This is a genomic window from Pseudoalteromonas sp. SR44-5, from assembly GCF_014163675.1.
GTDB classification, from domain to species: domain Bacteria; phylum Pseudomonadota; class Gammaproteobacteria; order Enterobacterales; family Alteromonadaceae; genus Pseudoalteromonas; species Pseudoalteromonas rhizosphaerae.
On the sequence record NZ_JACJDT010000029.1, the window covers coordinates 31,649 to 57,697 of the forward strand.

At 39.5% G+C, this 26,049-nt stretch carries 21 protein-coding genes; 9 read left to right on the top strand and 12 right to left on the bottom strand.

Going from position 1 to position 26,049, the window contains the following annotated elements; all coding sequences use genetic code 11:
* Positions 1-2: 2 nt before the first annotated feature.
* Genes H5154_RS14995 through H5154_RS15010 form a run of 4 tightly spaced genes read right to left on the bottom strand, consistent with a single transcriptional unit; the run spans position 3 to position 4,181 of the window.
* The gene (locus H5154_RS14995; protein ID WP_182718784.1) at positions 3-695 is read right to left on the bottom strand and encodes a DUF1080 domain-containing protein; all 693 of its coding nucleotides are present in this window, start codon (positions 693-695) and stop codon (positions 3-5) included.
* 36 nt (positions 696-731) lie between these two features.
* Complete coding sequence (locus H5154_RS15000; protein ID WP_182718785.1) at positions 732-1,946, bottom strand: sugar MFS transporter; 1,215 nt, start codon at positions 1,944-1,946, stop codon at positions 732-734.
* A gap of 18 nt (positions 1,947-1,964) precedes the next feature.
* A complete protein-coding gene (locus H5154_RS15005) occupies positions 1,965-3,017 on the bottom strand; it encodes a sugar phosphate isomerase/epimerase (RefSeq protein WP_182718786.1) in 1,053 nt (350 codons plus the stop codon).
* 3 nt (positions 3,018-3,020) lie between these two features.
* Positions 3,021-4,181, bottom strand: coding sequence for a Gfo/Idh/MocA family protein (locus H5154_RS15010; protein WP_182718787.1), 1,161 nt, complete (start codon positions 4,179-4,181; stop codon positions 3,021-3,023).
* 163 nt (positions 4,182-4,344) lie between these two features.
* Between H5154_RS15010 and H5154_RS15015 the strand changes: the two genes are divergently transcribed.
* Complete coding sequence (locus tag H5154_RS15015) at positions 4,345-5,070, top strand: AraC family transcriptional regulator (protein ID WP_182718797.1); 726 nt, start codon at positions 4,345-4,347, stop codon at positions 5,068-5,070.
* Here H5154_RS15015 and H5154_RS15020 read toward each other — a convergent pair.
* Positions 5,067-5,942: a BadF/BadG/BcrA/BcrD ATPase family protein gene (locus H5154_RS15020; protein ID WP_182718788.1), complete on the bottom strand. Its 876-nt coding sequence runs from the start codon at positions 5,940-5,942 to the stop codon at positions 5,067-5,069. The two genes, H5154_RS15015 and H5154_RS15020, sit on opposite strands and share 4 nt — an antisense overlap.
* Positions 5,935-6,675: a copper homeostasis protein CutC gene (locus tag H5154_RS15025; RefSeq protein ID WP_182718789.1), complete on the bottom strand. Its 741-nt coding sequence runs from the start codon at positions 6,673-6,675 to the stop codon at positions 5,935-5,937. Before H5154_RS15025 ends, H5154_RS15020 begins: the two co-directional genes overlap by 8 nt.
* A gap of 399 nt (positions 6,676-7,074) precedes the next feature.
* Here H5154_RS15025 and H5154_RS15030 point away from each other — a divergent pair, with 399 nt between their 5' ends.
* From H5154_RS15030 to H5154_RS15050, 5 genes are all read left to right on the top strand, one after another.
* A complete protein-coding gene (locus H5154_RS15030) occupies positions 7,075-9,972 on the top strand; it encodes a TonB-dependent receptor (protein WP_182718790.1) in 2,898 nt (965 codons plus the stop codon).
* 51 nt (positions 9,973-10,023) lie between these two features.
* Positions 10,024-12,807: a discoidin domain-containing protein gene (locus tag H5154_RS15035; protein WP_182718791.1), complete on the top strand. Its 2,784-nt coding sequence runs from the start codon at positions 10,024-10,026 to the stop codon at positions 12,805-12,807.
* A gap of 153 nt (positions 12,808-12,960) precedes the next feature.
* Entirely contained in the window at positions 12,961-14,022 is a 1,062-nt protein-coding gene (locus tag H5154_RS15040; RefSeq protein ID WP_310736618.1) for an alpha-mannosidase, read from the top strand.
* A gap of 94 nt (positions 14,023-14,116) precedes the next feature.
* Entirely contained in the window at positions 14,117-15,076 is a 960-nt protein-coding gene (locus H5154_RS15045; RefSeq protein ID WP_149980228.1) for an isoaspartyl peptidase/L-asparaginase family protein, read from the top strand.
* A gap of 291 nt (positions 15,077-15,367) precedes the next feature.
* Entirely contained in the window at positions 15,368-18,169 is a 2,802-nt protein-coding gene (locus H5154_RS15050) for a TonB-dependent receptor (RefSeq protein WP_182718793.1), read from the top strand.
* A 180-nt stretch (positions 18,170-18,349) separates the two neighbouring features.
* Here H5154_RS15050 and minE read toward each other — a convergent pair whose 3' ends face one another.
* The 3 genes from minE to minC are packed head-to-tail and all read right to left on the bottom strand — an operon-like array spanning position 18,350 to position 20,140.
* Positions 18,350-18,619, bottom strand: coding sequence for a cell division topological specificity factor MinE (gene minE / locus H5154_RS15055; RefSeq protein ID WP_145235646.1), 270 nt, complete (start codon positions 18,617-18,619; stop codon positions 18,350-18,352).
* A gap of 1 nt (position 18,620) precedes the next feature.
* Positions 18,621-19,430: a septum site-determining protein MinD gene (gene minD, locus H5154_RS15060; protein WP_149980230.1), complete on the bottom strand. Its 810-nt coding sequence runs from the start codon at positions 19,428-19,430 to the stop codon at positions 18,621-18,623.
* 5 nt (positions 19,431-19,435) lie between these two features.
* Entirely contained in the window at positions 19,436-20,140 is a 705-nt protein-coding gene (minC, locus tag H5154_RS15065; RefSeq protein WP_145235640.1) for a septum site-determining protein MinC, read from the bottom strand.
* A gap of 169 nt (positions 20,141-20,309) precedes the next feature.
* Between minC and H5154_RS15070 the strand changes: the two genes are divergently transcribed.
* The 3 genes from H5154_RS15070 (at position 20,310) to H5154_RS15080 (ending at position 22,354) form a co-directional block, all read left to right on the top strand.
* Positions 20,310-20,591, top strand: a complete 282-nt coding sequence (locus H5154_RS15070) for a YcgL domain-containing protein (RefSeq protein ID WP_145235637.1) — start codon at positions 20,310-20,312, stop codon at positions 20,589-20,591.
* A 4-nt stretch (positions 20,592-20,595) separates the two neighbouring features.
* A complete protein-coding gene (locus H5154_RS15075) occupies positions 20,596-21,612 on the top strand; it encodes a lytic transglycosylase domain-containing protein (RefSeq protein ID WP_149980391.1) in 1,017 nt (338 codons plus the stop codon).
* Positions 21,613-21,922: 310 nt separating this feature from the next.
* Complete coding sequence (locus H5154_RS15080; protein WP_182718794.1) at positions 21,923-22,354, top strand: hypothetical protein; 432 nt, start codon at positions 21,923-21,925, stop codon at positions 22,352-22,354.
* Between the two features lie 343 nt (positions 22,355-22,697).
* Here H5154_RS15080 and H5154_RS15085 read toward each other — a convergent pair whose 3' ends face one another.
* From H5154_RS15085 to H5154_RS15095, 3 genes are all read right to left on the bottom strand, one after another.
* Entirely contained in the window at positions 22,698-23,408 is a 711-nt protein-coding gene (locus H5154_RS15085) for a hypothetical protein (protein ID WP_182718795.1), read from the bottom strand.
* A gap of 30 nt (positions 23,409-23,438) precedes the next feature.
* Positions 23,439-23,984: a DinB family protein gene (locus tag H5154_RS15090; RefSeq protein ID WP_310736619.1), complete on the bottom strand. Its 546-nt coding sequence runs from the start codon at positions 23,982-23,984 to the stop codon at positions 23,439-23,441.
* A 398-nt stretch (positions 23,985-24,382) separates the two neighbouring features.
* Positions 24,383-25,744: a hypothetical protein gene (locus tag H5154_RS15095; protein ID WP_182718796.1), complete on the bottom strand. Its 1,362-nt coding sequence runs from the start codon at positions 25,742-25,744 to the stop codon at positions 24,383-24,385.
* Positions 25,745-26,049 lie beyond the last annotated feature (305 nt).

Consider the following 26,049-nt stretch of genomic DNA (forward strand, 5'->3'; position numbering starts at 1 on the left):
GCTTATAGTTCCTTAATTTTTATATTTTTAAACCACACTTTGTCACCATGATCCTGTAAACCTATGCGACCTTCCTTTGCTGTTGCGAAGTTAGACCAAGTTGCAAATTTACTGTTTTTAACCAAGGTATTCCAAGTACTACTGCCCACAACAATACTGGCAGTGTTGACATCATTTTGCCAAACTTGTAAATGGTCATTAAGCATTCTAATACGCACCGTGTTCCACTCAGTTGCAGGTTTGTGAGCTGAAGTAGGTGGCGTAAATAAATCATAAATAGAGCCAGATAAATGAGAATCTATTTTCGTATCTGAATGACGTTCGTTATCTATAATTTGGATTTCAGGGGCGTGCGAGTAAATATATTTACCCAACTCATCGGCTAGAACAAAAATGCCACTATTGCCAACTTCACTAATTTTCCAATCTAGTTTCAAGTCAAAATTGCGATAGACTTTTTTAGTGAGTATGTCGCCGCCGCCTTTAGTGAGTAACATTGCGCCATTGTCTATGGTCCATTTGGGGCTGAGTGTCTCACTTTTGAAATTGCGCCAGTGCGACATATCTTTGCCATCGAACAGTAATTGCCAGCCAGCTGTTTGTTCTTCTTTAGAAAGTTGGTTATCGGGTGTCTTGGCAAAAGCACTGCTACTAAAAGCCAGTGCAATTGACAACACAGAGATTGATTTAAGCATATAATACCCCTTATTTTTGTGTGTTACTTGTTGCTATTAAACGTATTTTTCAACGTTTTTATTTTTTGTTATAAACAGATGAAGACCAATAAATACAATGATCAGGACAATCGGAAAAACCAGTAGATTTTGTAATACAGCTTGTCCTGCGAGCACTTCAACTTGTTCTACACTGACACTAGTTGTTTGTGCTTGTGTTCGCGCATTATCAATCCAATGGCCTATGACGGGGTTCCAGATGCTCATTGCAAACATGCCAGCTCCACCAATTAACGACATGCCAAGTGCACCTGTTTTTGGGGCATACTCAGCGACACAACCGATCATGGTTGGCCAAAAATAAGTAACGCCAACGGCAAATAGTGCTGCGGCAAGGTAGATGGTATTACCTTGCGCTTGGCTCATTAAAAATATCCCTAGTGTTGAAAAAATGGCTGAGCCCAGTAGGACACCCGATGGACTAAAGCGGTGCACAATCGGGCCCGCAAAAAACCGACCTAATGCCATCAATCCGGTGATCAAAGCTAAAATAACCATTGGCGAAGCGCCTGACGAGCCAAGGATTTGCTCAATCCATTGCTGTGTGCCAAATTCGGTGACTGCTGTCAGTGTCATGCAAATAATGAGAAACAAATACAGCGGCGAGAGTAAGTGTTTTAAGTTGCTGGTGGTTGAATTTTGCTGTGTATCAAACTGTGGAAATTGAGCTTTAAGCATCATCGCACCATAAATAATGGTGGGCACAAGGATCAGAGAAACTTGCCATTGCCAGCTGAAGCTAGCGGATGTCATTGCATTTGAAGCTAATGCACCAATTACGATCCCGCCAGGAAACCAAACATGAAAGCGGTTTAACATAGTGGTGGTGTTTTTAGGATACATTTGGGCGATCAGTGGATTACAACCGGCTTCAACCGATCCATTGGCAAAGCCAATTAAAAAGGTCGAGATCAATAATCCCCAAAAACCATCTGCAGTGATAGTTAAAATAAGTCCGCCTAGGTGGCAAATAAACGCTAATGCAACCAACTTTTTAGCACCAATCGCGTTATAAATGATGCCCCCGAGCATGGTTGCAACCGGAAACCCTAAAAATGCCATGGCATTTACCCAACCTAGTTGTGTACCAGTGAGGCCGAACTGCTCGCCTAGTTGTCCTAAAACGCCAGCCCTTATTGCGAAAGTCATTGATGTGACAATTAATGCAATGCAGCAAAGCCGAAAAATAATACCATTATTGTTGTTATTCATTGTGTGTGACCCTGTTTATTAAATACCTAATATCCGCTTATTTCGCTGATCATTTGTGTCCATTGCGCTAAAGTCATCAAATGCTTTAGCCGTAGGGCGGATCAAATGCTCTTTTATAAATTGTGCGCCTTCTTTCGCCCCATCTTCAGGATGTTTAATGCAACACTCCCACTCTAGAACTGCCCAGCCATCAAAACCATATTGCGTTAATTTGCTAAAGATACTTTTGAAATCAATTTGGCCATCACCTAAGGAGCGAAACCGACCAGGGCGGTCTTGCCAATCTTGATAGCCACCATAAATACCGCTGCGACCATTTGGATTAAACTCTGCATCTTTGACGTGAAATGCTTTAATACGATGGTGATAAATATCAATAAATTCTAAGTAATCAAGTTGTTGTAAAATAAAATGGCTGGGATCATAAAGAATATTTACCCGTGGATGATTATTTGTCGCAGCTAAAAAGCGCTCAAACGTTACGCCATCATGTAAATCTTCCCCTGGGTGAAGTTCATAGCAAACATCCACATCCATTTCATCAAAGTAGTCGAGGATTGGCAGCCAGCGTTTCGCAAGTTCTTGGAATCCTTGCTCTACCAGTCCTTTTGGACGCTGCGGCCAAGGGTAAAAAGTATGCCAAAGTAGCGCTCCTGAAAAAGTCACATGGCTTTTTAAGCCCAAATTTTTACTGGCTTTAGCGGCCATCATTAACTGATTGATGGCCCATTTAGTTCTGGCTATAGGATCACCGCGTAGTGCTTGAGGGGCAAAATTGTCAAACATGTCATCATATGCCGGATGAACGGCTACGAGCTGCCCTTGTAAATGAGTTGATAACTCTGAAATTGTAAGCCCCGCCTGCGCAGCAATACTAGTCACTTCATCGCAATAATCTTGGCTTTGGGCTGCTTTTTCTAAATCGAAAATACGAGAATTTGCAGTCGGTAGCTGAATAGCTTTATAGCCTAAATTTGCTGCCCACTGACAAATAGTGGTAAAGCTGTTGAAAGGAGCTTCATCGCTGATAAATTGTGCTAAGAAGATCGCTGGACCTTTAATTTGTTTCATTTTTTATCCAATTTTAAATGGTTGCCACTTAGTGTCTTTGCTCGACGCTGCTACAGCATTTTCTATAAATGCCATTCCGCGAATTGCTTCTTTAATACCAGGCACGTCAAAGTCATGGTTAGATGCTGAGTATCCTGCTTTTTTTGCGTGAATTTGTTTTGCAAAATTGACATAGATATTGGCAAATGCTTCAAGGTATCCTTCTGGATGACCTGCAGGTGTTCGCAGTGAATTTTGTGCCGCAGTACTTTTTAGGCCAACACCTGCACGTAATAGGGTGGTTGGCGCGTTATGACTTTTGAGCCACAAACTATTTGGTTCCATTTGTGACCACTCAAGACTTGCTTGATCGCCATAAATACGCAAATTAAGATTGTTTTCTTCTCCTAAGGCAACTTGGCTAGCAAGAAGAACTCCCTTAGAGTTGTTGTTAAAGCGCAGTAAAACGGTGCCATCATCATCGAGTGTTCTGCCTGCAACAACATGATTTAAGTCAGCGCATAGTGCGGTGATTTCTAGGCCGCTCACGTATTCAGCTAGATTTGCAGCATGCACTCCTATATCAGCTATACAACAACTAATACCGGCCTTATCAGCATCTAAACGCCATTTGGCTTGTTTGGCATTTTCATCTTCGCTGGTGGCAAGCCAACCTTGACTGTACTCAACAATAATTTTACGAATAGCGCCCAGCTCGCCATCAGTAATACGTTGGCGTGCTTCTTTGATCATCGGATAACCAGTGTAGGTATGAGTTAATCCGTATAAACAATCACTGGCTTGCAGAGTTTTTTCTAATAACAGCGCTTGTTCTAAATTTAGGGTGGCTGGTTTATCTGATAAAACGTGAAAACCTGCTTCAATCGCACACTTTGCAATTGGGAAATGCAAATGATTTGGCGTCACTATTGCCACAAAATCAATTCGTTGATCGGCAGGTAACTTAGCTTCTTCGCTAAACATTTGTTGGTAGCTGTCATAGCAACGAGTTGGATTTATTCCTAGCATTGCAGCAGTAGCTTGGCTGCGTGTTGGATCTGAACTAAAGGAGCCTGCGACTAACTCAATTAAGCCATCTAAGCGTGCAGCAATGCGATGGATTGCACCAATAAATGCACCTTGTGCACCACCGACCATCCCCATGCGGATTTTGGCATTATTCATGAAAAAAGCTCCATGTCAGTAATCGTCTACTGAGTTTAGTTAATATCATGTTATTGATAATAGAGAATGAACAGCGTAAGGGATAATAAAAATTCGGTTGACAATGCAATAAAATCGGCGTTTTATGTATTATTATAAATTCATATTTATAGAATATATTATTATGGAAGTGCAAGGGATCATAAATAAAGCGGGTGTAAATCAACTGATCGCGGCATTTGATTTATTACCCGATATTTTGTTCTGGGTGAAGGATTCTGATAGTCGAATTCTATACGCAAATCAACATTTTATTGAACATCAAGGGTATAAGTCATTAGAGCAAATTTTACTGAAAACTGATTTTGATTTTTCATCCAAGCACTTAGCATTTCAATACGTCAATGACGATAAACGTGTAATGAATGGCTATGTTGTTACTGATCGTTTGGAGCTAAACCAAACCTCAAATGGTGAATTGGCCTGGTTTTCAACGTCCAAAAAAGCAATTTTAGCTGACGATGGTCAAATACTGGGCACCTATGGCGTTACACGACATTTACAAAAAACATCAAAGGCTTTGTCGCATGTAAGAGCGATTGAAGGGCCAGTAAATTATATACGTGAACACTATCATCGTAATATCTGTATTGAAGAACTTGCCGAGCTTGCTCATTTATCGGTAAGTGCGTTAGAGCGGCGTTTTAAAAAACATTTAGCAAAAACACCTAATCAATTTATTAATGAAATACGTTTAGAAAACGCACGTAAGCTACTTGTTGAAACTCGTTTACCTATTTCACAAATAGCCTATCAATGCGGTTTTTCTGAGCCTAGCTATTTTAGTAAACAATTCAGACGCTTATTTGGTGAGATCCCCTCGCAAATGCGCGACCAAATTGAGCCCTAAGCCAGCCGTTTGGCTAATTGAATAGCGCCTTGCTCGGGCAGGTAATGCGCATCACATAGATAACCTTGTGCTTTGGTAGATAACCAAGGAGTAATTTTCTCGGCTGTGCCTCCCATTAATGTAATGTTGTGATAGCCGTGGCTAACTAAATGATCGATATAACGGGTAATATAGCGCGCTGCTTGCTCTAAAATAATAATGGTCCAAGGATCATCTTGCATTGCGAAAACTAAAGGCGCAAAACCGGCAAAGTAAGCGGGTTTTGCATTGAGTGCTAATTCTGTCAGCTGGTTACTTGTATCACAATTAAGCTGTGCCAATAAGGTATTTATTAATGGGCTTGAGGGGGATAAGCCATCTAAAACCTCTAATGCATAACGAAATAAAGTTAAACCAATCCAGCCTCCGCTTGCGCCATCACTTAATAATAATCCATGGCCTCCTAATTCAATAACGTTACCGTTTTTTATTGCTCCAGCACAAAAGCCAGTGCCTAAAATAATAATCGCACCACTGTTATCACCATGGGCACCTTGGCAGGCTATGTGTAAGTCAGTTGAAAAGTTAAATTGTGCAAATGGATGCTGCCACTGTGCCATCTTTTTATTTGCACCGGCAATGCCAGCGCCAGCGAGTCCGGCATAGGCATAAATTGCCCCAAGTGTTGATAGCCCTAAACCAGCCTGTTGTAATGCGTGTGTTGTTGCATCAATAATGGATTGCTGCGCCACTTCAACAGAGGTTGCAATATTTGCTGCACCGCTTACTGCCTCTGCAAGTAGGGTGCCTTGTGCGTTTTCAAGCCTGACTCGGCATTTTGTACCGCCGCCATCAATACCTAAATACAGCGGCGGTTGAAAGTGGTTAGTCATTTTTAGCCTGCTCGTTAGTTCGTTGATTTAAAATTGCGTTAATTAATAACGGATCCACCCAGCCATCCTTGTTGTGTACGCCGGAGTAGGCATGTAGTGACACTAAATTATTGTTGGCAAGTTGCCAAAGTGTACTTGCATTATCAGTGGTTACGCCACCACCAATAACAATTTCTATATGATCATTGGCGTGGCTAATGATTGTTTGTAAATGATTAAGACCTTGCATAACGCCTTTATCATCAGTCCATTTAGTGCCATTTGTGAGGATACGATCAATGCCCAGTTCAGTTAATAGGCCAATTGCCTGTTCGCTGTCTGCTATACAATCAAAAGCGCGATGAAATGTCGTTGCTAAATTATATTTATGTGCGCAGGCAATAAGCGATGTGGTAGCTGCGATATCAACGTCATTGGCGTTTAGCGCACCAAAAACAACACCGGTAGCACCTGCGTGCGCCGCGTGTGCTATTTGTGTAAGCATTAGCTTCAGTATTGTTGCATCAACAATAAATTGATTCGCAACAGGTCGTATCATGATAAGCAACTCGCCTTCTGAGGGCATTGCATGAGCTGCGATAGTCATTGCTGTTGCACTAGGAGTGAGACCTTCAAGTTGCATTGTGCTGCAAAGTTCAATTCTAGAGGCGCCAGCTGTAAATGCGGTTTTTACATTATCAGCTAACTGAATATGATCATCTGCGTTTAAACAGACTTCTAAATTTTTACGCATTGTTTCGTTCCAAAATACCAGCGATGTTGTTAACAATAAAATATTTAATAATAGTTGATACTATCAGAATAAATAAAACTCAGTTATAAATCAGTTGTTTATTTTTGTTTTTTACTTTTCATGAATATGAAAAGTGTTTTTATATGCCATTAATTTAAGTTGATGACTATAAACTAGCTCAGCACTGATTGGATCTTTTTTTAACCTTAACGCCGATTTTGTCCTAGAGGCAACCGAATTTCTATTATCACTTTCTTCGACAGAACCCTATTCTTGAAAAGCAGTTTAACAAGCTATTAACCCAGTTCTGAAATGCCTTAAGGTTTACCCACAGGGATTATCATGGGTTTTAAAGTGCTTTAACACAACTAACCACACACAATAATACTGGAGATAAACATGACCAATAATAAGAACAGTCGTGAATCGGCGGATCTTGCACGGCGGTTTAAGAAATCTGCATTGCTGCTAGCGTTGATGGCAAACTGTCATGGCGTATACGCACAAGAAGAACAAAAAGCACCAGAAAACGACCTAGAAGTAATTGAAGTTAGAGGCATTCGCGCCTCGGCAGCTGAAAACTTAGCGATTAAGCGGTTGTCTAATGCAACCGTTGACGCCATTACCGCAGAAGATATTGGTAAGTTCCCAGATAAGAATGTCGCGGACTCATTGCAACGTGTGCCAGGGGTCATTATACAACGGGATGGCGGTGAGGGCGCCTCTGTCAGTATTCGTGGTTTATCATCGGACTTAACCTTCACCCAATTAAATGGCAACTTTATAGCATCGTCGCCCGGTGAACCATCGCGTTCATTTTCATACGCATTATTACCTGCAACTATGATCCAACGCGTTGAAGTATATAAATCTTCAGAAGCTCGCCTTGATGAGGGCGGAATCGGCGGTACGGTCTTGTTGTATAGCCGTAAGCCTCTAGATATGGATAAAAACTCTGGGATCATTAATTTTGAAACCAGTAATTCTGATATTACCGATAAGTATGAACCTCAATTTAGCGGTATTTATTCATGGAAAAATGATGATGAAGACTTTGGGGTTTTAGTGGGTTATACAAAACAAGACCGCACTAATCGCTCACAAAGCTCGCGTATCAATATCATGAATAAAAATTATCTTTATTCTGAAATGAAAGATAATCAAATGGTTGAAGACGGGGCGCAAGGTTATGCTGCTCAAAGTATGGTTCAGGAAGTCTTAAACGAAGAGCGAAATCGAACTGGGATCCAGTTTACTACTCAATGGCGACCAACTAGTAACTTAGAGCTTGGCTTTAATTATTTTAATTTTAAATTGGGCCAAGACTCAATTTTAAATCAATTAGAATACCCAGAATGGAACAATAACGATAATTTCTGGACCGATGTCCGTGTTGATGAAGAGTCTCAGTTTGTTACAGGTATAGACTACTCTGTTGGTGCATCAGGCACTCAGGCTGTTTCTCCTATTCCACGTATTAATGGTGAATATACGATTGAAGAATCCAGCTCTGATACATATGATTTTTATGCTAAATACGAAGGTGATAATTACAACGTTAAACTAGTGCTGGGCCATACCGAAGCTGAAGGTGGCCCTTCACAAAAGTATCGTGCCGCTTATTATGCAAATGAATCCTCGCTTTACTATGGTTACGATTTTTCTGATGGGCGCATGACCACCTATATGGATCCAAGTATGATCAGTAACTTGGCTGCAGGCATTGGTGGCGAACCCGATGTAACAGCCACCGATTCTAGTTTTGTGACCGGTACTCAAGAAGAAGATTACGGACAGATTGATTTTGACTATTTTGTGGATTATGGCGTAATTGAAACGTTGCATTTTGGTGCGAAATATCGCAAAGGTAAAATTCATCGCGATACTCGCAACAGCTTTTATCTCTCCCCAGATTTTGATATAGCAAAAGGTGAAGCTGAAGGCACCATTGATTTAGATGATGATTATTCTAAAAATGGCGGCATACCGGATATTGCAGATTTAATTTATTCAGATTCATTAGGTAACTTGTCTGATGTAATTAATACGAACTTATTCCCAGCTGTAAACTGGCATAAATACCAAGATCATTTAAATGAAAACTTTGTTCATTATACGCGTATAGAACCTAACTATGTTTATAGTGTTGAAGAAGAAATTACAGCGGCTTATATGCAAGCTGATTATCGTTTTTCACAAGTACGGGGTAACTTGGGTGTACGCGTAGTGCGCACCAAAACGACCACCGGATCATCAGATAAAATCACCTACCGATTAGATTGGAAGGACGACAATGGCAATGAATTACCAATCGACCAACAACGTGTAGAAGACTTTGTTTTTATTGAAAAAGAGAGTACAGAAACAAAGGTACTGCCCAGCTTTAATATAGTCTGGGATATCGATGACAACTGGGTACTACGTGGAGCGGCATCACAAACCATGGCTCGTCCTGGTTATGATGATTTAGGCCAGTTTCAGACTTTAACGTACACGTCGAATGAATACTCAACGGATCGCTCATCGGCAGACAATTTTGATGCAATTATTGATGGCGAAGGGTGGACAGGATCCGGTGGTAATAACCAGCTAGCGCCATTTGAGTCAACCCAATTTGATATGTCTTTAGAATACTACTACGGAGCTGGCTCTGGCTTTGGTATTGCGTTATTTAAAAAAGATGTTGATAACTTTGTTGTGCCTTTAATAATTGATGTTACCCGCAGTGCACCGGACATTTCATTTAATTTACCTAACGCAGGTGATGAGCAAGTAAATGTCAGTGGCGACAATTTTGCAGTTAGGGATTTTAGCACTGTAGCTAATGGTACGAATGCTTCTTCTGAAGGGGCTGAGTTTTTTATCCAACACTTCTTTGATAATGGCTTTGGTCTTTATGCTAATTATACCCGCAATAACACTAATCAAGCCAATGTAGAGCTTGATGGCGAAAAGGTGGGAGAGTCACCTTTGATAGGTAGTTCTAAATACCAAATGAATTTATCGGTATTTTATGAAGATGACTTATTCAGTGTTCGCGCCTCATACAATAAGCGCGGTCCAACGGTTCAAGGCTACAACGCCTCATGGGAAATGAACTATTACAATGAAGCCTATGATCAGGTAGACGTCAATGCAAGTTATAACTTGACTGATGCTCTCGTGTTATCTGCTTCCGTTATTAACCTCACTCAATCAGATACTTACATGCATCTAGGTGACGATACTAAAAACCGCTTTATTCAAAATGCATACAGTGGTCGTCGTTTTTACGCAGGTGCAACTTACCGCTTTTAATAGCGCAAGGTGAGACGGAACAAATAACCAAAATCGTATAGAGGAATAAACATGAATAAGCCCAAACTTAGTAAAATATCTAGCATTATGCTGGTAGCAATGATCGGCCTATCAGGATGTGGTGGTGCTGATGATCCGGATCCGACTGATATCCCAGCAAAAATTGATATTACCTCTGCTGATATTACCGGTAGTGCAGTGAAAGGGACATTAGGTTTTGCAACGGTCACTGTAAAGCAAATGAATGGCTCAGATATTAAGGTGACGTCTAATAGTCAAACCGATGCTGCTGGTATGGTAAATCTGAGCATAGAAAGTCAACAAGGCTTTGGTATTAACGGTATGTTTAAGATGACCGTTAATACGGATGCTAACTCAACGATGATCTGTGATGCGCCCAGCTGTGCTGAACACCTAATCGGTGAACAGATCAGTGGCACTGAGATTGCTGACCTGCAGTTAGCGACTTTAACATATGTTGATGTGCCTTTCGCATCCACAAGTGATGGCGTAGCAGACGCTAATTTTCAAGTAAATGCTTTAACTACAACCGCTACTAACTTAGTTGAGCAAGGTATTGTCAATGGTTTAAATGTTGCTGTGCGTGAGTTATATGAATTAGCTTTATCGGATAACTCGCGTTTAGTACTAAAAGCACTGGGGATCGACAGTAAAGCCAATGTATTTAAAACCCAATTGATCAGTGCCGAAAGCTACGATAATTTTGTAGTAGGCCAAGATTGCGATAGTGAAGGTAATTGTATTGACCAATTGGCCGACATTAATATTATTAAACTTTCTTTAGCTAACGCAGTATTTGCAAGTATTAGTAAAGATGAAACTGTCGCGGGTGTTATTAACGAACTTATTAGCGCGATTAACTTAGCCAATGACGGGGATGTAGTCGCTTTACAGCCATTGCGTGAGCGAATGTTGAAAACCATTGCTGGTTTTCCTTACCTAGATAAATTAGCGCTATCAGCTGAGGATGTCATTGATGTTGCGCTCCCTTTTCTTGAAAGTGCCGCATCTAGTGGCCCTGTTAAAGAAATTACCAATGCTGAAAATCTTGCTACAGCAACGATCACAGCTCGTAATCGCATAAGTGACAACGAAGCTGAAAGTAAAGCATTTGATGGTGACACGAACACCAAGTGGCTTGATCATAATGATTGGTCAGGTGCGCCAAGTGAGCAAGACCCATCTTGGATCCAAGTTGATTTCGCTGAAAAACATGCTGTTAATAGCGTGTTCATTACGAGTGCTAATGATGCTGAGTCTCGAGATCCTCAAAACTTTAATATTCAAGGTTCTGTCGATGGCGAAAACTGGCTAACCTTGGCTAAATTTATTGGTGAGAACTTTGATGAGCGTTTCCAACGACGTGAGTTTCGTTTTGACAATGGTTTAGAATTTTACTCATATCGTTTAAATATCACTAAAAATAGAGGTGATGATGGTTTAATGCAGTTATCAGAGATTGCTTTTGTGGGGCCTATAAATGCAAGTGTTGATCACGCAGAACCAATTGGCAGTGCTGTAATATCTGCAAGTGCAGGTGAGAGTTATGCACTGGCATTTGATAATAATGACGACACAAGTTGGGTCTCTGATGTGCCTTCAACTGAAGTACCCGTTTCGATAACAGCTACGCTCGCACAAGCCGCTGCCGTTGATAAGTTAGTACTGATCTCAGATGCTCAAAACGCAGATGGTGATCCCGCTACATTTTCACTTGCTGCAAGTAATGATGATGGGCAAACATGGGTTCATTTAGCTGATTATTCAGATGAAAAATTCGAACGTCGTGGTGAAAGGTTATCGTTTGCGACCAATAATACACTGGCATTTTCTAGCTATCGTTTAAGCATAACTAAAACCGCCGCTGGCGCTGGGGTAAAAATTGCTGAGATTGCCTTGGTAGGACCTAAAGTGGCAGATTTAAATCATGCGTTATCAGCCGATGCAATAATTACTGTTCGTAATCAGATTGGTGATGGTGAGGCGGGTGTTAAAGCGTTCGATGGTGATGTTGATAGCAAATGGTTGGACCATAATGATTGGACTGGCGCGCCAAGCGCTGAAAATCCATCTTGGGCAATGGTACAGTTCACTACTACGACAGCGGTTAATAAGCTGGCACTAACAAGTGCAAACGATGCTGACTCACGCGATCCGCAAAACTTTAACTTAGCAGCGTCAAATGATGGTGAAAATTGGATCACACTTGGTGCTTGGTTAGGTGAGAACTTTGAACAGCGTTTTCAACGACGTGTTTTCACTTTTACTAACGATTTAGGTTTTAGTTTTTATCGCTTCAATATAACTAAAAACCGTGGCGACGATACGCTGATGCAAATAGCAGAGATCGAGCTAATAGGTCCGCAGGTTGCTTCAGTTGATCATTCTGCAACTGCCTCATCAGTCCTTGCAGGTACTGGCGAGCAAGAGGGAGTGGTAGAAAGTAATGCAACGGATGATGATAAAGCGACGGTATGGACGGCAGCCACTGAAACTATGCCTGTATGGCTTGATGTTGCATTACCTCAAGCACAGATTGTCACTAATATCGCAATCACGAATGGCAGTGATAGTAACAACAAAGATCCGAAAAACTTCACCTTACAAGGCTCAAATGATGGCGGTAAAACATGGTTAGAAATAGCGAGCTTTAAAGACGAGGAATTTGAACAATTGAATCAACGACGTCTCTTTACAATAGGGAATGGTTTTGCCTTTAGCTTATATCGCTTAAGTATTAGTGCTAACAATGGTGATGCTCAGCAAGTTCACGTTTCTGAACTTGAACTAATAGGCCCACAGCAACCATTTTAGTTTTGATTGTTTGGTAGCTTGTAGGTGCTAAATAGCGCTTCAAGCTGCCTGTTTTTAGGTGAAAAGGTAAATAATATGTTGTTTAAGAATAAACTTTCACGATTAATAAGGTGCCCGGCCATCTTAATAAGCTTTTTATTATGCAGTTTTTATGTGACTGCTGGATCTGCAGCCGGATCACAACAGCGTGGTCTGCATATATTTTATTACAGTTGGTATGGCAACTTAAAAGTTGATGGTCAATGGGCGCACTGGAATCATCAGGTATTACCTTACGGTGATCAACCTATTGTTGGACGTAAAGGCTACCCTGGCGGCGATGACATTGGTGCTAATTTTTATCCTGAATTAGGTACTTACAGTGCAAACGACGAAGCACTTATGGATACCCATTTAGCGATGATGAAACAAGCAGGAGTTAGCGTAATTATATTAAGCTGGTGGGGCGATAGCGATTTTGGTACCAGTTCAGTGCCAGTTTTTATGGATAAAGCCGCTAAAATCGGCCTTAAAGTTAACTTCCATATTGAACCTATCTATCACAGTGCGGCTGAATTTTTACAGGTAGTAAAACAGCTAGACCAGCGCTTTGGGCAACATCCCGCTTTATATCATTACCAAGGCAAGCCATTATATTATGTTTATGACTCATACAAAATGCCAATCAGTGAATGGCAGAAGGTGTTGCTACCAAAAGGCGAATTAACAGTCAGAGGTAAAACGTATGATGCTAACTTTATAGGGCTGTGGGTTGATGAAGGTGAGGAGTCATTCTTTTTAAACAGTGGTATGGATGGCTTTTATACCTACTTTGCTGTTGATGGGTTTGTTTATGGCAGTACCACTAAAAACTGGCCATACCTAGCTAAGTGGGCAAAGCAACATAATAAACTATTTATTCCAAGTGTCGGTCCTGGGTATGCAGACGATAGAATTCGTCCGTGGAACAAAAAAAACTTCAGAGCACGCGAAGCTGGAAAGTACTACGACACGATGTTTAAAAAAGCAATTGCAGTGGCTCCAACCTTTATCGGAGTGACCTCATTTAATGAATGGCACGAAGGGACTCAGATCGAGCCTGCGATTGAGAAGCAAGTGGGTGACTATAAGTATCTTGATTACGGCCCTTTAGCTGCTGATTACTATTTAAAACGAACTCATTATTGGAGTGAACGTTTTCAACAGTCTTTAAATATACGCTCAGTTAAAGATTAAACAGATATACCAACCCTATATGCAAGTCGTGGTTAAATTAAATCGCTTGCTTTTGATTTACAGCCGATGCTCGCAAATTTAATGAGGAACAATAATGATCACTAACAGACGTGACTTTTTAAAGTTATCAGCTATTTCAAGTGCTGTTGCATTAATACCGTTTAAGACAGTAGCTAAAAGTAAAGTTAATAAGCCTATCGTCGTCTCAACGTGGCAACATGGTATAGCGGCTAATAAAGCCGCGTGGCAGGTACTTGCTGAGCATGGTAAAGCCATTGATGCTGTGGAAGCCGGTGTGCGAATTCCTGAAGCAGACCCGAATGTGATGACAGTAGGATATGGTGGTTATCCAGACAGAGAAGGGAACGTTACCCTCGATGCCTGCATTATGGATGAAAATCAAAACTGCGGCTCTGTTGCATGTTTACAACATATTAAGCATCCCATCTCGGTTGCCCGGTTAGTGATGGATAACACCCCGCATGTGATGTTAGTAGGTGAAGGGGCGCTGCAATTTGCTAAATCACAAGGGTTTATAGAAGAAAACTTATTAACCCCGCAAGCTAAAAAGGCCTGGCAAGATTGGCTGGTGGAATCAAAATATGCGCCCGTGATCAATATTGAAAACCACGACACAATCGGCATGTTAGCGCTTGATAGTAGTGGCGATTTATCTGGGGCGTGTACCACTAGTGGCGCGGCCTTTAAAATGTCAGGCAGAGTAGGTGATTCGCCCATTATAGGTGCAGGTTTGTACGTTGATAATGAAGTCGGTGCTGCAACGGCAACGGGCATGGGCGAGTTGATGATAAAAACGGTAGGCTGCCATTTAGTAGTTGAAATGATGCGCCAAGGTATGACACCTACTCAAGCGTGCAAGGCTGCAGTTGAGCGAATTGCCCACAAGCTGGGTGATTATAAACAGTTTCAAGTCGGTTTTTTAGCCTTGAGTAAATCTGGTGAATATGGCTCTTATTGTATTCAACCTGGTTTTAATTATGCAGTAACCTCTAAGACAGGAAGTAAATTACTAGATGCGGCGAGTATTTTGTGAATTATTAAGGAAGCAACGAAATTTTTAATTATGATTTTTATTGAATAATTTTATATAAAGTAAAGGGTGAATATTTACCGTTTAAATTGTTTTTTATTGTGGCTTACGCCGATTTTATACTGATTCACACCGAAAATATATTATCACTTTATATACAGTAACCTTATCCTAACTGTGACCTTTACAATTTATTAACCGCATGAGTTAGTGGCTGTAAAGATATAATAAATCACTCGACGTAACTAGAAATTTACTGAGTGAAATATAACACACACAATGATGGAGATTGGTATGGCTGATTATAGTAACATTAATAAATCAACTGAACTTTCACGAAAATTTAATAGATCAGTATTATTTTTAGCATTAATGGCTGCCTGCAATGTCGCGTATGCAGATCAAAAAGATAATCAAAATAACGATGACTTTGAAGTGATTGAAGTGAGAGGTATTCGTTCTTCAACTGCTGAAAATTTAGCAATAAAACGACTCTCTAATGCAACTGTTGATGCGATAACAGCTGAAGATATCGGTAAATTTCCAGATAAAAATGTTGCTGATTCATTGCAACGAGTTTCAGGTGTATTGATTGACCGTGACGGTGGTGAAGGCAGTCGAGTGAGTATTCGTGGCACATCACCAGATTGGACCCTCACACAGTTAAATGGCAATTATATTGCTTCTTCTGGGGCTGATGTGCCCACTCGAAGTTTTAATTATACGTTGTTGCCATCCAGTATGATTAGTAGTGTGGAAGTATTTAAAAGTGCAGAAGCGCGTATAGATGAAGGGGGGATTGGTGGGACTGTTATATTGCACACCCGCAAGCCATTAGATATGGAGGCTAACTCAGGCGCACTTAGTCTAGAGGCAACCTATGATGATGTGTCTGAAGACACCAAACCACAAGTGAATGTGCTGTATTCATGGAAAAATGATGAATCAAATTTTGGTGTACTTGCCGGGTTTACTCGCCAAGATAAAACGGTAACAACCATTACTAATAATGCTTCGCACTGGCGCTTTCATTCTGACACAGTCGAAGGGGCAGAGCGTCCTGCCATTGTTGACCAAGCAACAGGCGAAGTTTACAACAATGTATGGGCACCTCGTGCAATGAGTGCAGGTAACTCAACAGAAGATCGCACACGCGATGGTTATCAAGTCGCTATTCAATGGATGCCTACAGATAAATTAGACTTAAACCTGAACTACTTTGGTGCAAAATTAGATTATGACTCATCGTCGCAGAGCGTATTGTTTGCGGAATGGAATGACAATCATAACCCCTATTACGGCGTTGTTTTAGACGGTGATACGGTTGTAGCTTACGGTAATGCAGATAATGGTTTACTTAATGATAATAACTGGGGAGATGCTGATGTCAATAATGGCGTAGCCGTTCGCCGTGGCTTATTGTCTCCTCAATTAACAGGGAGAGAAAGGATCGGTGGTTCTAAATCAGATAGTTTTGATTTTGAAGCCAAATATTATGGGGATATATTTACTGCTACTTTTAAAATCGGCCATACAGAGGCTGAAGGCGGAACTTCACGTGAAACTTATGCTAATATAGATGCACGCCAAGGATCTGTGAATAGCTGGTTGTGGTCAACCGTGGGTGGTAAACCAAGCTATGAAGTATCAACCGATCTAGCGTCTGATAAACAAGCTTATCAATATTATGACTGGTTTGATTCCTACTCTTCTGAAAATAAAGATACTGAAGATTACGCACAAGCTGATCTGCAATTTGATATCGATACAGGGATTTTTACTACCTTTTTTGTTGGGGCTAAATACCGCAATCATGAAATTAAGGGGATTAAAAATGATTTTCGTTGGGATGATGGCATCGCTGATAACGGTGGTTACCGTGGTTATTTGTCCGGAAACGAATGGTTTCATAACCCAGATTTTCATCCTGATCCAGAAACGTTAGTAAGCAATACCGTGGTAGATAACAGTGCCGGAAACACTGGCGCTTTTAACTTTTTAGCATTTGATTTTGCTGCATTAGATAGTTATCTACGCAATAACTTTACGCAAACCGTTGTGCCATCTTTAGCTGGGACATATACACTAGAAGAAAATATTTGGTCTGTTTATGCGCAAAGTAATTTCCAGTGGCAGGACTTTCGCGGCAATCTCGGTGTACGCTATGTCAATACCGATTTAAGTACGCTTACGTATGATGATGTTATTGGTCAAGATAATAATGACACTACGCCTAATGAACGCAGCAGCGATGATGGTGAATTATTACCAAGCTTTAACCTTGCATGGGATGCGAATGAAGATGTTGTTGTTCGATTTGCTGCTGCCAGAACGATGTCTCGTGTAGGCTATTCTGACCTGAGCCAAGCTGAGTCATATGGTCCTCCTGTTAATATAAACTCACCAGACTCTTGGACAGGGCGAGGAACTGGTACATCTGTAAATACAGGCCTAGATCCAATGATTTCTGATCAGTTCGATCTAGGTATCGAATGGTATTACGGTGAAGGCTCAGCACTAGGTGCTACATACTTTACTAAAGATATTGCTAATTTGCCCATTTCTGCTGTTGAAATAGTTCAACGAGAGCATGATTGTTGTAATGGCCCCATAGAAGTTGAAATGAATACTAAAGTTGGCGGTGGTGACGCTCAATCACAAGGGGTTGAGTTGTTTTTTCAACACTCTTTCGAGAGTGGCTTTGGGGTGTTAGCTAACTATACTTTTACAGATACAAGCACCAGCCAAGTTTCAACGAATGGACAAAAAACAGATGCTGAAATCCCAGGAACAGCCAAACACCAATATAATCTTTCAGTGTATTTTGAAAATGATGACTTTAGTGTAAGGGCATCTTATAACTGGAAAGATGATCGTGCAAATGGCATCCATAAAGGTTACAACATGTATACGAAAGATTATGGCCAGTTAGATGTTAATGCGGCTTATAGTTTGACTGAGCAGTTGTCATTAACAGCCTCTGTGGTTAACTTAACTGAGGAAGTTGAGGAAGGTTATTGGAAACAAAGTAATCGCTTTACTTATAACCAGTATTCAGGACGACGTTTTTATTTAGGTGCTAATTATAGTTTCTAAAAATTATAATTTATAATATAAATTTAAAGGGTATTCTTTAGTTGGGATGCCTATTTTATTTAAATTGCAAGGTTTATTAATCAGACTTTAATTAAATAATGAAGCTAAGTAGTTAAAATAAACATTAGATTTTTTATGCTATTAAAATGTGAAAAGGGCGCTGTAATAGCGCCCTTTTAGTTATTTCTTTTCTTTCTCTTCGTCAGGTAAAGTGACGTTGAGTTCTAATACCGCTAAGTCATCTTCGTTTTGATCGAATTGGACTTGAACCGCGTCATTACTGATGTTGACGTATTTACGGATAACATCAAGAATATCCTGTTTCAATTGTGGCAAGTAATCAGGTGTACCACGCTGTGAGCGCTCATGCGCAACAATGATCTGCAATCGCTCTTTTGCTAGTGACGCTGTATTTTTCTTTTCTGAGCGGAAGTAGTCAAGTAGTGACACGTTAACCTCCAAATATCCGTTTGAACAAACCTTTCTTTTCTACATCTAAGAAGCGAAATTCGACTGTTTCACCTAATAAGCGATTAATTGCATCGGCATAAGCTTGTCCAGCATCAGACTCTGTATCTAATATAACTGGCTGGCCTGAGTTTGATGCACTTAATACCGCTTGTGATTCAGGTATTACACCTAACAATTCGATAGAAAGAATATCTTGCACATCTTCAACTGACAGCATTTCACCTCGGGCTACTCGCTCTGGGTTATAGCGAGTCAGTAATAAATGTTCTTTTATGTTTTCAAGTCCTTCTTCAGCACGTTTAGATTTGCTATGCAAAATACCTAAAATACGGTCTGAATCGCGAACTGATGATACTTCAGGGTTCGTTGTTACAATTGCTTCATCAGCAAAGTACATTGCCATCATAGCGCCGGCTTCAATCCCTGCTGGCGAATCACAGACGATATAATCAAAGTCTTTTTTCAGCTCGTTTAATACGCGTTCAACACCTTCGCGAGTTAAAGCATCTTTATCGCGAGTTTGTGAAGCAGGTAATAAAAATAATTTATCTACCCGTTTATCTTTGATAAGTGCTTGATTTAAATTTGCTTCACCGTTTATAACGTTAACAAAATCATAGACAACACGACGTTCACAGCCCATGATCAAATCAAGGTTACGTAAACCGATATCAAAATCTATAATGACTGTTTTATAGCCCTTAAGTGCTAAACCTGTGCCAATTGCAGCACTTGATGTAGTTTTACCTACACCACCTTTACCTGACGTAACGACAATGACTTTTGCCATAAGATTTATCCTTTAACCAAAGCTGAAATTTCTAATGATTCATTTTTTTGTTGGATTTGTGCAGCGTTGCCCCAGAACTCACCTTGCAGAGAATCGCTGATCCAGTAGTTGCCATTGATAGAAACAAGTTCTGCTTCTAATTTTTGGCAAAAAATACGTGCTTCGTTGTAACCTTGTGCGCCTGCTATTGCGCGACCACGTAATGTGCCATAAATATGTACATTGCCATCAGCAATCACTTCTGCACCATGGCTTACCGCACCAATAACGATTAGGTCACGGTCTTTAGCATACACTTGTTGACCAGAGCGCACTGTGCCATTGATAACTTGGGCAGGTAAGTAAACTGTTTTCTCAACAATTGAAGTATTACTCTGCTTTGTAACAGGTTCACTCTTAACGTCTTGTGAATAATTTAAAACTGAGAGCCCAGCGGCTTTGGCTTGCGTATGTTGCTCATCAGAGCCATTACAGACTCCAACAGCATTAAAGTTCATTCGTTCTAATAAAGACTTTAGATGAACAAAATCAACAAGATTATTTTTTATCTCAATTAAATTAACAACAATAGGAGCACCCTCAAAAAAACGAGGGGCTTGGGCAATTTTTATATACAGTTGCTCAGCTAACAGGTTTATATCAGTACTATAAAGATGTAAAACTGATAACGTAAAAAGATTCCCTTTTAGCTCAAAAGTTTGGTCCGACATACACGCTCAATTGAATAGTGTGATCAGAAATCAATTTTAGATAAACGCAGGCTGAATAAGGCCTGTGTTTATATGGATAAGGTGAAATTTCTAATCTAATTTTTCTAACTTATTATGACTCTCATGTTATAGTGTGCAGCACTGTTAAGCAAGATTTTATAGGGTCATAATGCTGACTGCGGTATATAAAAGTAAGAAAAAAGCGGATACCTTCCTTTTTGTAGAAAAAAGAGATGATTTTAGCAAGGTACCGGAACCTTTAATGGCTATGTTCGGTCAACCTCATTACGTAATGTTAATTAATTTAGCAAAACGAACGCATTTAGGCGGGGCTGATTTAAGTTTAGTTGAGAAATCATTAACTGATGTCGGGTTTTATCTCCAGTTACCGCCACCTGAAGCTAACTTACTAGCTGAGCATAGAAAACAAAATGGAGTTGATAGTGACTAAACATATAATGACTAAATTGGCTGCAATTTTATGTAGTGCCTGTATCAGTACATCGGCACTGGCCAAGACCCAAGCACAATTTGATGAATATGTTGCAGGTTTAAAACAAGAAGCAGCACAAAAAGGCTACGATAGTCAATTAATTGAAGATGCTTTCGCTACAGCACACTTTAAAGAAAAGGTAATTTCTGCTGATAAAAATCAGCCTGAAGTTAAAGAAACCTTAGAGACTTACTTACCAAAGCGTGTGCCACAATGGAAAATTGACCGTGCACGAAAGCTATACGCTGAAAATAAAGATATTTTAGAACAAATTGCAGCCGAGTACGGCGTGCAGGCACGCTTTATTGTTGCGTTATGGGGCCTTGAAAGTAATTTTGGTAAAATCCAAGGTGGTCACAACGTTATTTCATCGGTAGTCACGCTGGCTTTTGATGGCCGTCGCGAAACTATGTATAAAAACCAACTATGGGCCGCGCTTGATATTTTAAAGGAAGGGCACATTACTTTAGATAAATTCAATGGTTCATGGGCAGGTGCAATGGGGCAAACGCAATTTATGCCAACCTCATTTAATGCCTACGCGGTAGATTATGATAAAGATGGTCGAAAAGATATTTGGACTACCCAAGTTGATGCCTTTGCATCAATAGCTAACTATTTAAAGCAAGCTGGCTGGAATAGTGATCTTACTTGGGGTCGTCAAATTAAGTTACCACAGAGCTTCGAACCTAGCTATGTATTGCAACGTGGCACTAAAACACGTACTCAATGGTTAGAGTTTTGGGCTGATTCAGAGCGTTCGTTAGCTGATTGGCAAGCTTTAGGTGTACGTAAAATGGATGGTACTGATTTACCAGCCGTAGATGTAACGGCGGCATTGGTTATGCCTGATGATATGAATGGCCGTATGTATTTAGCTTATGATAATTACAAAGCGTTAATGCATTGGAATCGCTCATATTACTTTGCCACCAGTGTTGGTTACTTGTCTGATCGCATTGGTTACCCAGCGATTTAATAAGTAATTAGGTGCTAGGCTCTAGGTAATTAGGTACTAGGGCGTTTACAGAAAGCGCGAGTTTATCTCGCGCTTGCGTTTGTAAAAAACATCAATGCAAAATATTTTTAAGTGAATTATTCACATCGAAGTTAAGAGACACTGCGCTATAGATAAGATATTAAACGTTTTGTGCAATAAGGGCTGGGTCAATTATTTTGATGTCTGAAGATAATATTTGACGTCTTTTGTTCTTTTAGGCTATCAATACTTTTGCAAAATCAGCTAACACCCCAAAGCAAAACTCTAAAAATATTCAATAAGGATATATATGGATGAAAATTTAATCTTACAAACAGTTGATCTGGCGCAGAATTTATTTGCAAAAAATTACTGTAACTTCATTAAAGAAAAAGAGAGAACCGTTACCGTAGAAGGTGAAGAGTTTGAACTGTTAAGTTTTGAGAAGATGATTGAGTTAACTAACATAAATGACATGGAAGTTAGCGAAGTTCGCGCCTTAAAAGCATATGCAAACACATTAAAAGATGTTTTAGGTCCGACTGTTTATGATCAAAAAGGGCACGGTTGGTCCATGTTGATGTTATCTGCAAGTCTCACTATTGGTAAAAATACCGAAGGTGATTTGCTATTTTTAGATAGACACAATAGTAAAACGCTGTGTATTTTTCGTCACGATGATGCCAGCATATTTAAAACAAAAGTAACTTTGTATAAATTAATTAAAGCGTATTCTGAATAAATTCGTTCTCGTTTTTTAACAGACTCACACAATAAAGCTCATTTGAAATTATATCTGGGCTTTTATCTATACTGCATTCTCACATACATAATTATCAAGACGTTAGTAGCCCCCTGTGTCAGAATGTTGTCGCCTCTAACTTGAGGCGACAACTAACTTGAAAAACTCCGCTTTAGAGTAACACAGATTCTAGACTCACGAAGTTGGGGATATTATTACCTAATAGCCAATGCTTATCAGCCAACGACTCGCCATAGCATGTGATATCACCAGTACCAAAAATAGGCGTTTAGAATCGAGTGGTCTAGAGGTTAGAGACCTCCGGCTAACCGATTATGTGCGGTTATTCGTCTAGCCATGGTGGCCTTACATAAACTACTTTACTTACGTAGTCTAAATCTTTAACCCAAAATCGATCTCTACAACCAAGCTTCCATAATTTAGCACCAGCATCCATTGTGCAAGGGGCTAGGTCTTTTTCGTTCGACAAAAAAGGCCACATTAAATAAGTTGCAACTTCGTCACACTTAGTAAGGTAGATTGCCCAGTTTTTTAAGACTTCATAATGCTCCCTGTCATAGGGGAAGTTATCAATCCAATACTCACCAATCGCTTCATAAAGGACACCAAATAGTTCGTTATCCGATGTATCAGGGAATTCTATACCTGATGGAGCAATTTCAACTTGAAAGCCGCTATCAATAAAGGCAATAATTTCGGCATTATAGTCTTCCTCTAAAAGGATTGGTCGAAGACTCGATATGTGTAAGGAGACTAAATTCTTGAGTTCCTGATCATCACACCTAATCTGCTCACTCTTTGGTACTCTGTAACCCCACCTAGATATAGAGTCAGTTTCACTTACTATATTTAAAAGCCTATTCCTTATCTCTTCGTGTTCATCAAAAACTCTCGATGCTTCATCGAGATCTTCTTCATTCTTAATTCCATCAAAGAAGAAATAATGATCGACCTCATTTTCAATATCAATTGAGTCAGGATCTTCGCTATTTCTCTTTAGGATTTCTTCCAATAGTCTTAATTCTTGATTCATTGCGGTGATCTCAAAAGCATGTTCGCTTTGTTATGCATGCGTTTCCTCCTGAATCTCAGCCAACAGGTCAGTAACCCCAATATCCACGCCTGCCTGCGATAGCAATGTAGAAACTTGGCCACGATGATGAGTCTGATGGTTAAAAAAATGAAGAACTAGACTCGAATATCGTTTGGTAGCGGAGATCCCCTTGGTGTTTTGGTAGCTGAGAATGAAATCCAGATCACTTTCAGATAGCTCGGCTGTCCAGTTGATAATTATCCGATCCAACCAGAACCGGTGCTCCGATAGGCTACCAATGTCATTGAAGGTTATGTGATCCAGGCTCTTTGGATTTGGAATATCAGCTACCTCCTGTAAAGACCGCAAGCAGGCTGGATGGGTAGCAAACCGTTTTAGCCAGATAGTATCACCAACAATGATGTGATTAAGAGTTCCGAGAATGGATCCAAAAAAGGCCCCACGGTCTTGGGCCAGATTAGTTGCACAGAGCTGACTCGAAGCCTCATACACCTTTAAATTCATCCGCTGATTATAGGCCGCCAGCAATTCAAAGTGATTTTTCAGGCTCATCATAGATCCTTATCATGGTTAACGAGCCTGTAGAATTACTCGTTTAAAATTTATTTTTATTGATGCATTAACCATAGCCGAGTTGCTATTTTGATTCAATCGATAACTAATTTTCATGTTAAATATAAAAAGAGTGCTTGGTGCTGTTTTGATTGCATTTTACAAAGGTATTACAGGTGTTTGCGTGGCTTATTTGAGTGAGTAAGGGCTAAAAAAAGGAATTAACATTGCGCTGGGCAATGAGTACTTAGCTTTACAAGATTTAGTGTCATTGAGAGATATTTGGATAATATTTATTACGGGAGATGAACCGCCCATTGCACTTCCTGTTAATAAAAAGTGCATTATGGGTGGTTTGGGGGCTGAAGGTTAGAAACCTCCGGCTACCCGATTATGCAAAATCAATGTGCGTAAAACTCTACCATCGTTTTTTTAAAGTCACTAATCTTTAAAAACTTGGTTTTAATACCTAGCAAAGCATAAATATATTCGCCTCGTTTTATTAACTTGACATCATCAGTTATGAAATAATCAGCTTTCCAAGCATGTTTTAAGTGTTCCGTATCTTGATAGCTACTTTTTATTTTTTTGATATCTTTAATTGATTCTGTTTCAAAGTTTATAAGATCCATTAATTCGGATAATTGTTCAATCTTATTCATACAATCGAAATCACTATCAAAAGTAACATGCCCTTTTTTGATATCTTGAATTGTAAATTGATAACTTTTACCTATCATTATCCCATGAATGATATTATGACTATTAAACTCCATATCAAAAGACTCTGGATGAAAATCATCATCAATATCTGCAAAAAATACTTTTATGTCCTTATTTAAGGTTTTTGTAATATTACTTTTACGATTAAACATAGGATATGCATAATTATTATATAAAGATTTGTATAGTTTTAAACCTTCAGCCGCCCGAGTAGTTTCTAGCCAAAGAATAACTCTTTCGACGGTTGAATCAATCTGTTCTTTAAAAAACTTAAGATGTCGATCCTGCTTTGCAATTAATATGTTGTTAGTTAATTCAAATAACAGTTCAAAATAACTTTTAAGGAATACCCTATTCATTTTTATGCCATCTTCAATCAAGTATGCACTAGATAAGAAAATGGATTTTGATCTTTTCTTATAGTTTTCCACTTGGAGCATAAAATTCTTGTCGTTAACACACTTGCTAACGAAATTTTGATCCAAATAGAAAGTATTCAGAGTAGGACTAACTTCAAAATCTTCATAGCTTAAAGATTGCATCTCACCAAAATGGGAATTAGATATTATGATATCATGCAACTCTGTCATTCTTTGCTGACAGTACCCTACCGCTAAAGCAGAGTGAACTTGCTCGACTCCTTTTACGTACTGCTTGTACAGATGGTGAGCTTTTTCATCAAGTTGTCTCTCGACATATACTGGGTTTGATATCAATTCAAAAGCAAGACTTACAGGATCTTCTTCATTTTTTAAAGAGAACTTATCTGATAAGCAATTGATAAGATCTGTATTTTTATTATTGATGATTTTAATATTTTCAATGAAGTCATAAAAAATACGGTTAACTAAATGATAATCTAAACAGCCCATGCATTGTTTTTCACATATTATTCTATCTTTGAGACCATCTTCTAACATTATCCATAAGTTAAATTCTTCAGATGTTTTTAAATCCATCCATGAATCTGAATCACTCACAAGCTTACCGATCAATACTTTTAATATATAGCTTATGTTCAGCTTAACAACACAATCCATGAATTAGCCTTTTTGTATAACAATTTTATAGTGCGCGAAGGGCGGATATTTCTGCTCCGACCACACTTATATTTATACTTTATATATTTTTAACAAATTAACTAAGATATTACTATCATTAAGTTTTCTAATATCTTTTAAACAAAGCTAAGTGGAACAATATACGCGCGTCGCTCATATCCTTGAATATGTGAGCAGTCAATTAATTATTACTCTTAGCCAATATCAATGACTATAATTTGCTCAAATAACTCCGTCAACAGAACGTGTATAAAGTACAGTACTTATCTGCGCTTTTTATGTGG

What these genes read in the sequence shown, in the direction of transcription:
- H5154_RS14995 (WP_182718784.1), bottom strand. Translation starts at nt 695, where the DNA reads ATGCTTAAATCAATCTCTGTGTTGTCAATTGCACTGGCTTTTAGTAGC.
- H5154_RS15000 (WP_182718785.1), bottom strand. Translation starts at nt 1,946, where the DNA reads ATGAATAACAACAATAATGGTATTATTTTTCGGCTTTGCTGCATTGCA.
- H5154_RS15005 (WP_182718786.1), bottom strand. Translation starts at nt 3,017, where the DNA reads ATGAAACAAATTAAAGGTCCAGCGATCTTCTTAGCACAATTTATCAGC.
- H5154_RS15010 (WP_182718787.1), bottom strand. Translation starts at nt 4,181, where the DNA reads ATGAATAATGCCAAAATCCGCATGGGGATGGTCGGTGGTGCACAAGGT.
- H5154_RS15015 (WP_182718797.1), top strand. Translation starts at nt 4,345, where the DNA reads ATGGAAGTGCAAGGGATCATAAATAAAGCGGGTGTAAATCAACTGATC.
- H5154_RS15020 (WP_182718788.1), bottom strand. Translation starts at nt 5,942, where the DNA reads ATGACTAACCACTTTCAACCGCCGCTGTATTTAGGTATTGATGGCGGC.
- H5154_RS15025 (WP_182718789.1), bottom strand. Translation starts at nt 6,675, where the DNA reads ATGCGTAAAAATTTAGAAGTCTGTTTAAACGCAGATGATCATATTCAG.
- H5154_RS15030 (WP_182718790.1), top strand. Translation starts at nt 7,075, where the DNA reads ATGACCAATAATAAGAACAGTCGTGAATCGGCGGATCTTGCACGGCGG.
- H5154_RS15035 (WP_182718791.1), top strand. Translation starts at nt 10,024, where the DNA reads ATGAATAAGCCCAAACTTAGTAAAATATCTAGCATTATGCTGGTAGCA.
- H5154_RS15045 (WP_149980228.1), top strand. Translation starts at nt 14,117, where the DNA reads ATGATCACTAACAGACGTGACTTTTTAAAGTTATCAGCTATTTCAAGT.
- H5154_RS15050 (WP_182718793.1), top strand. Translation starts at nt 15,368, where the DNA reads ATGGCTGATTATAGTAACATTAATAAATCAACTGAACTTTCACGAAAA.
- minD (WP_149980230.1), bottom strand. Translation starts at nt 19,430, where the DNA reads ATGGCAAAAGTCATTGTCGTTACGTCAGGTAAAGGTGGTGTAGGTAAA.
- minC (WP_145235640.1), bottom strand. Translation starts at nt 20,140, where the DNA reads ATGTCGGACCAAACTTTTGAGCTAAAAGGGAATCTTTTTACGTTATCA.
- H5154_RS15070 (WP_145235637.1), top strand. Translation starts at nt 20,310, where the DNA reads ATGCTGACTGCGGTATATAAAAGTAAGAAAAAAGCGGATACCTTCCTT.
- H5154_RS15080 (WP_182718794.1), top strand. Translation starts at nt 21,923, where the DNA reads ATGGATGAAAATTTAATCTTACAAACAGTTGATCTGGCGCAGAATTTA.
- H5154_RS15085 (WP_182718795.1), bottom strand. Translation starts at nt 23,408, where the DNA reads ATGAATCAAGAATTAAGACTATTGGAAGAAATCCTAAAGAGAAATAGC.
- H5154_RS15090 (WP_310736619.1), bottom strand. Translation starts at nt 23,984, where the DNA reads ATGATGAGCCTGAAAAATCACTTTGAATTGCTGGCGGCCTATAATCAG.
- H5154_RS15095 (WP_182718796.1), bottom strand. Translation starts at nt 25,744, where the DNA reads ATGGATTGTGTTGTTAAGCTGAACATAAGCTATATATTAAAAGTATTG.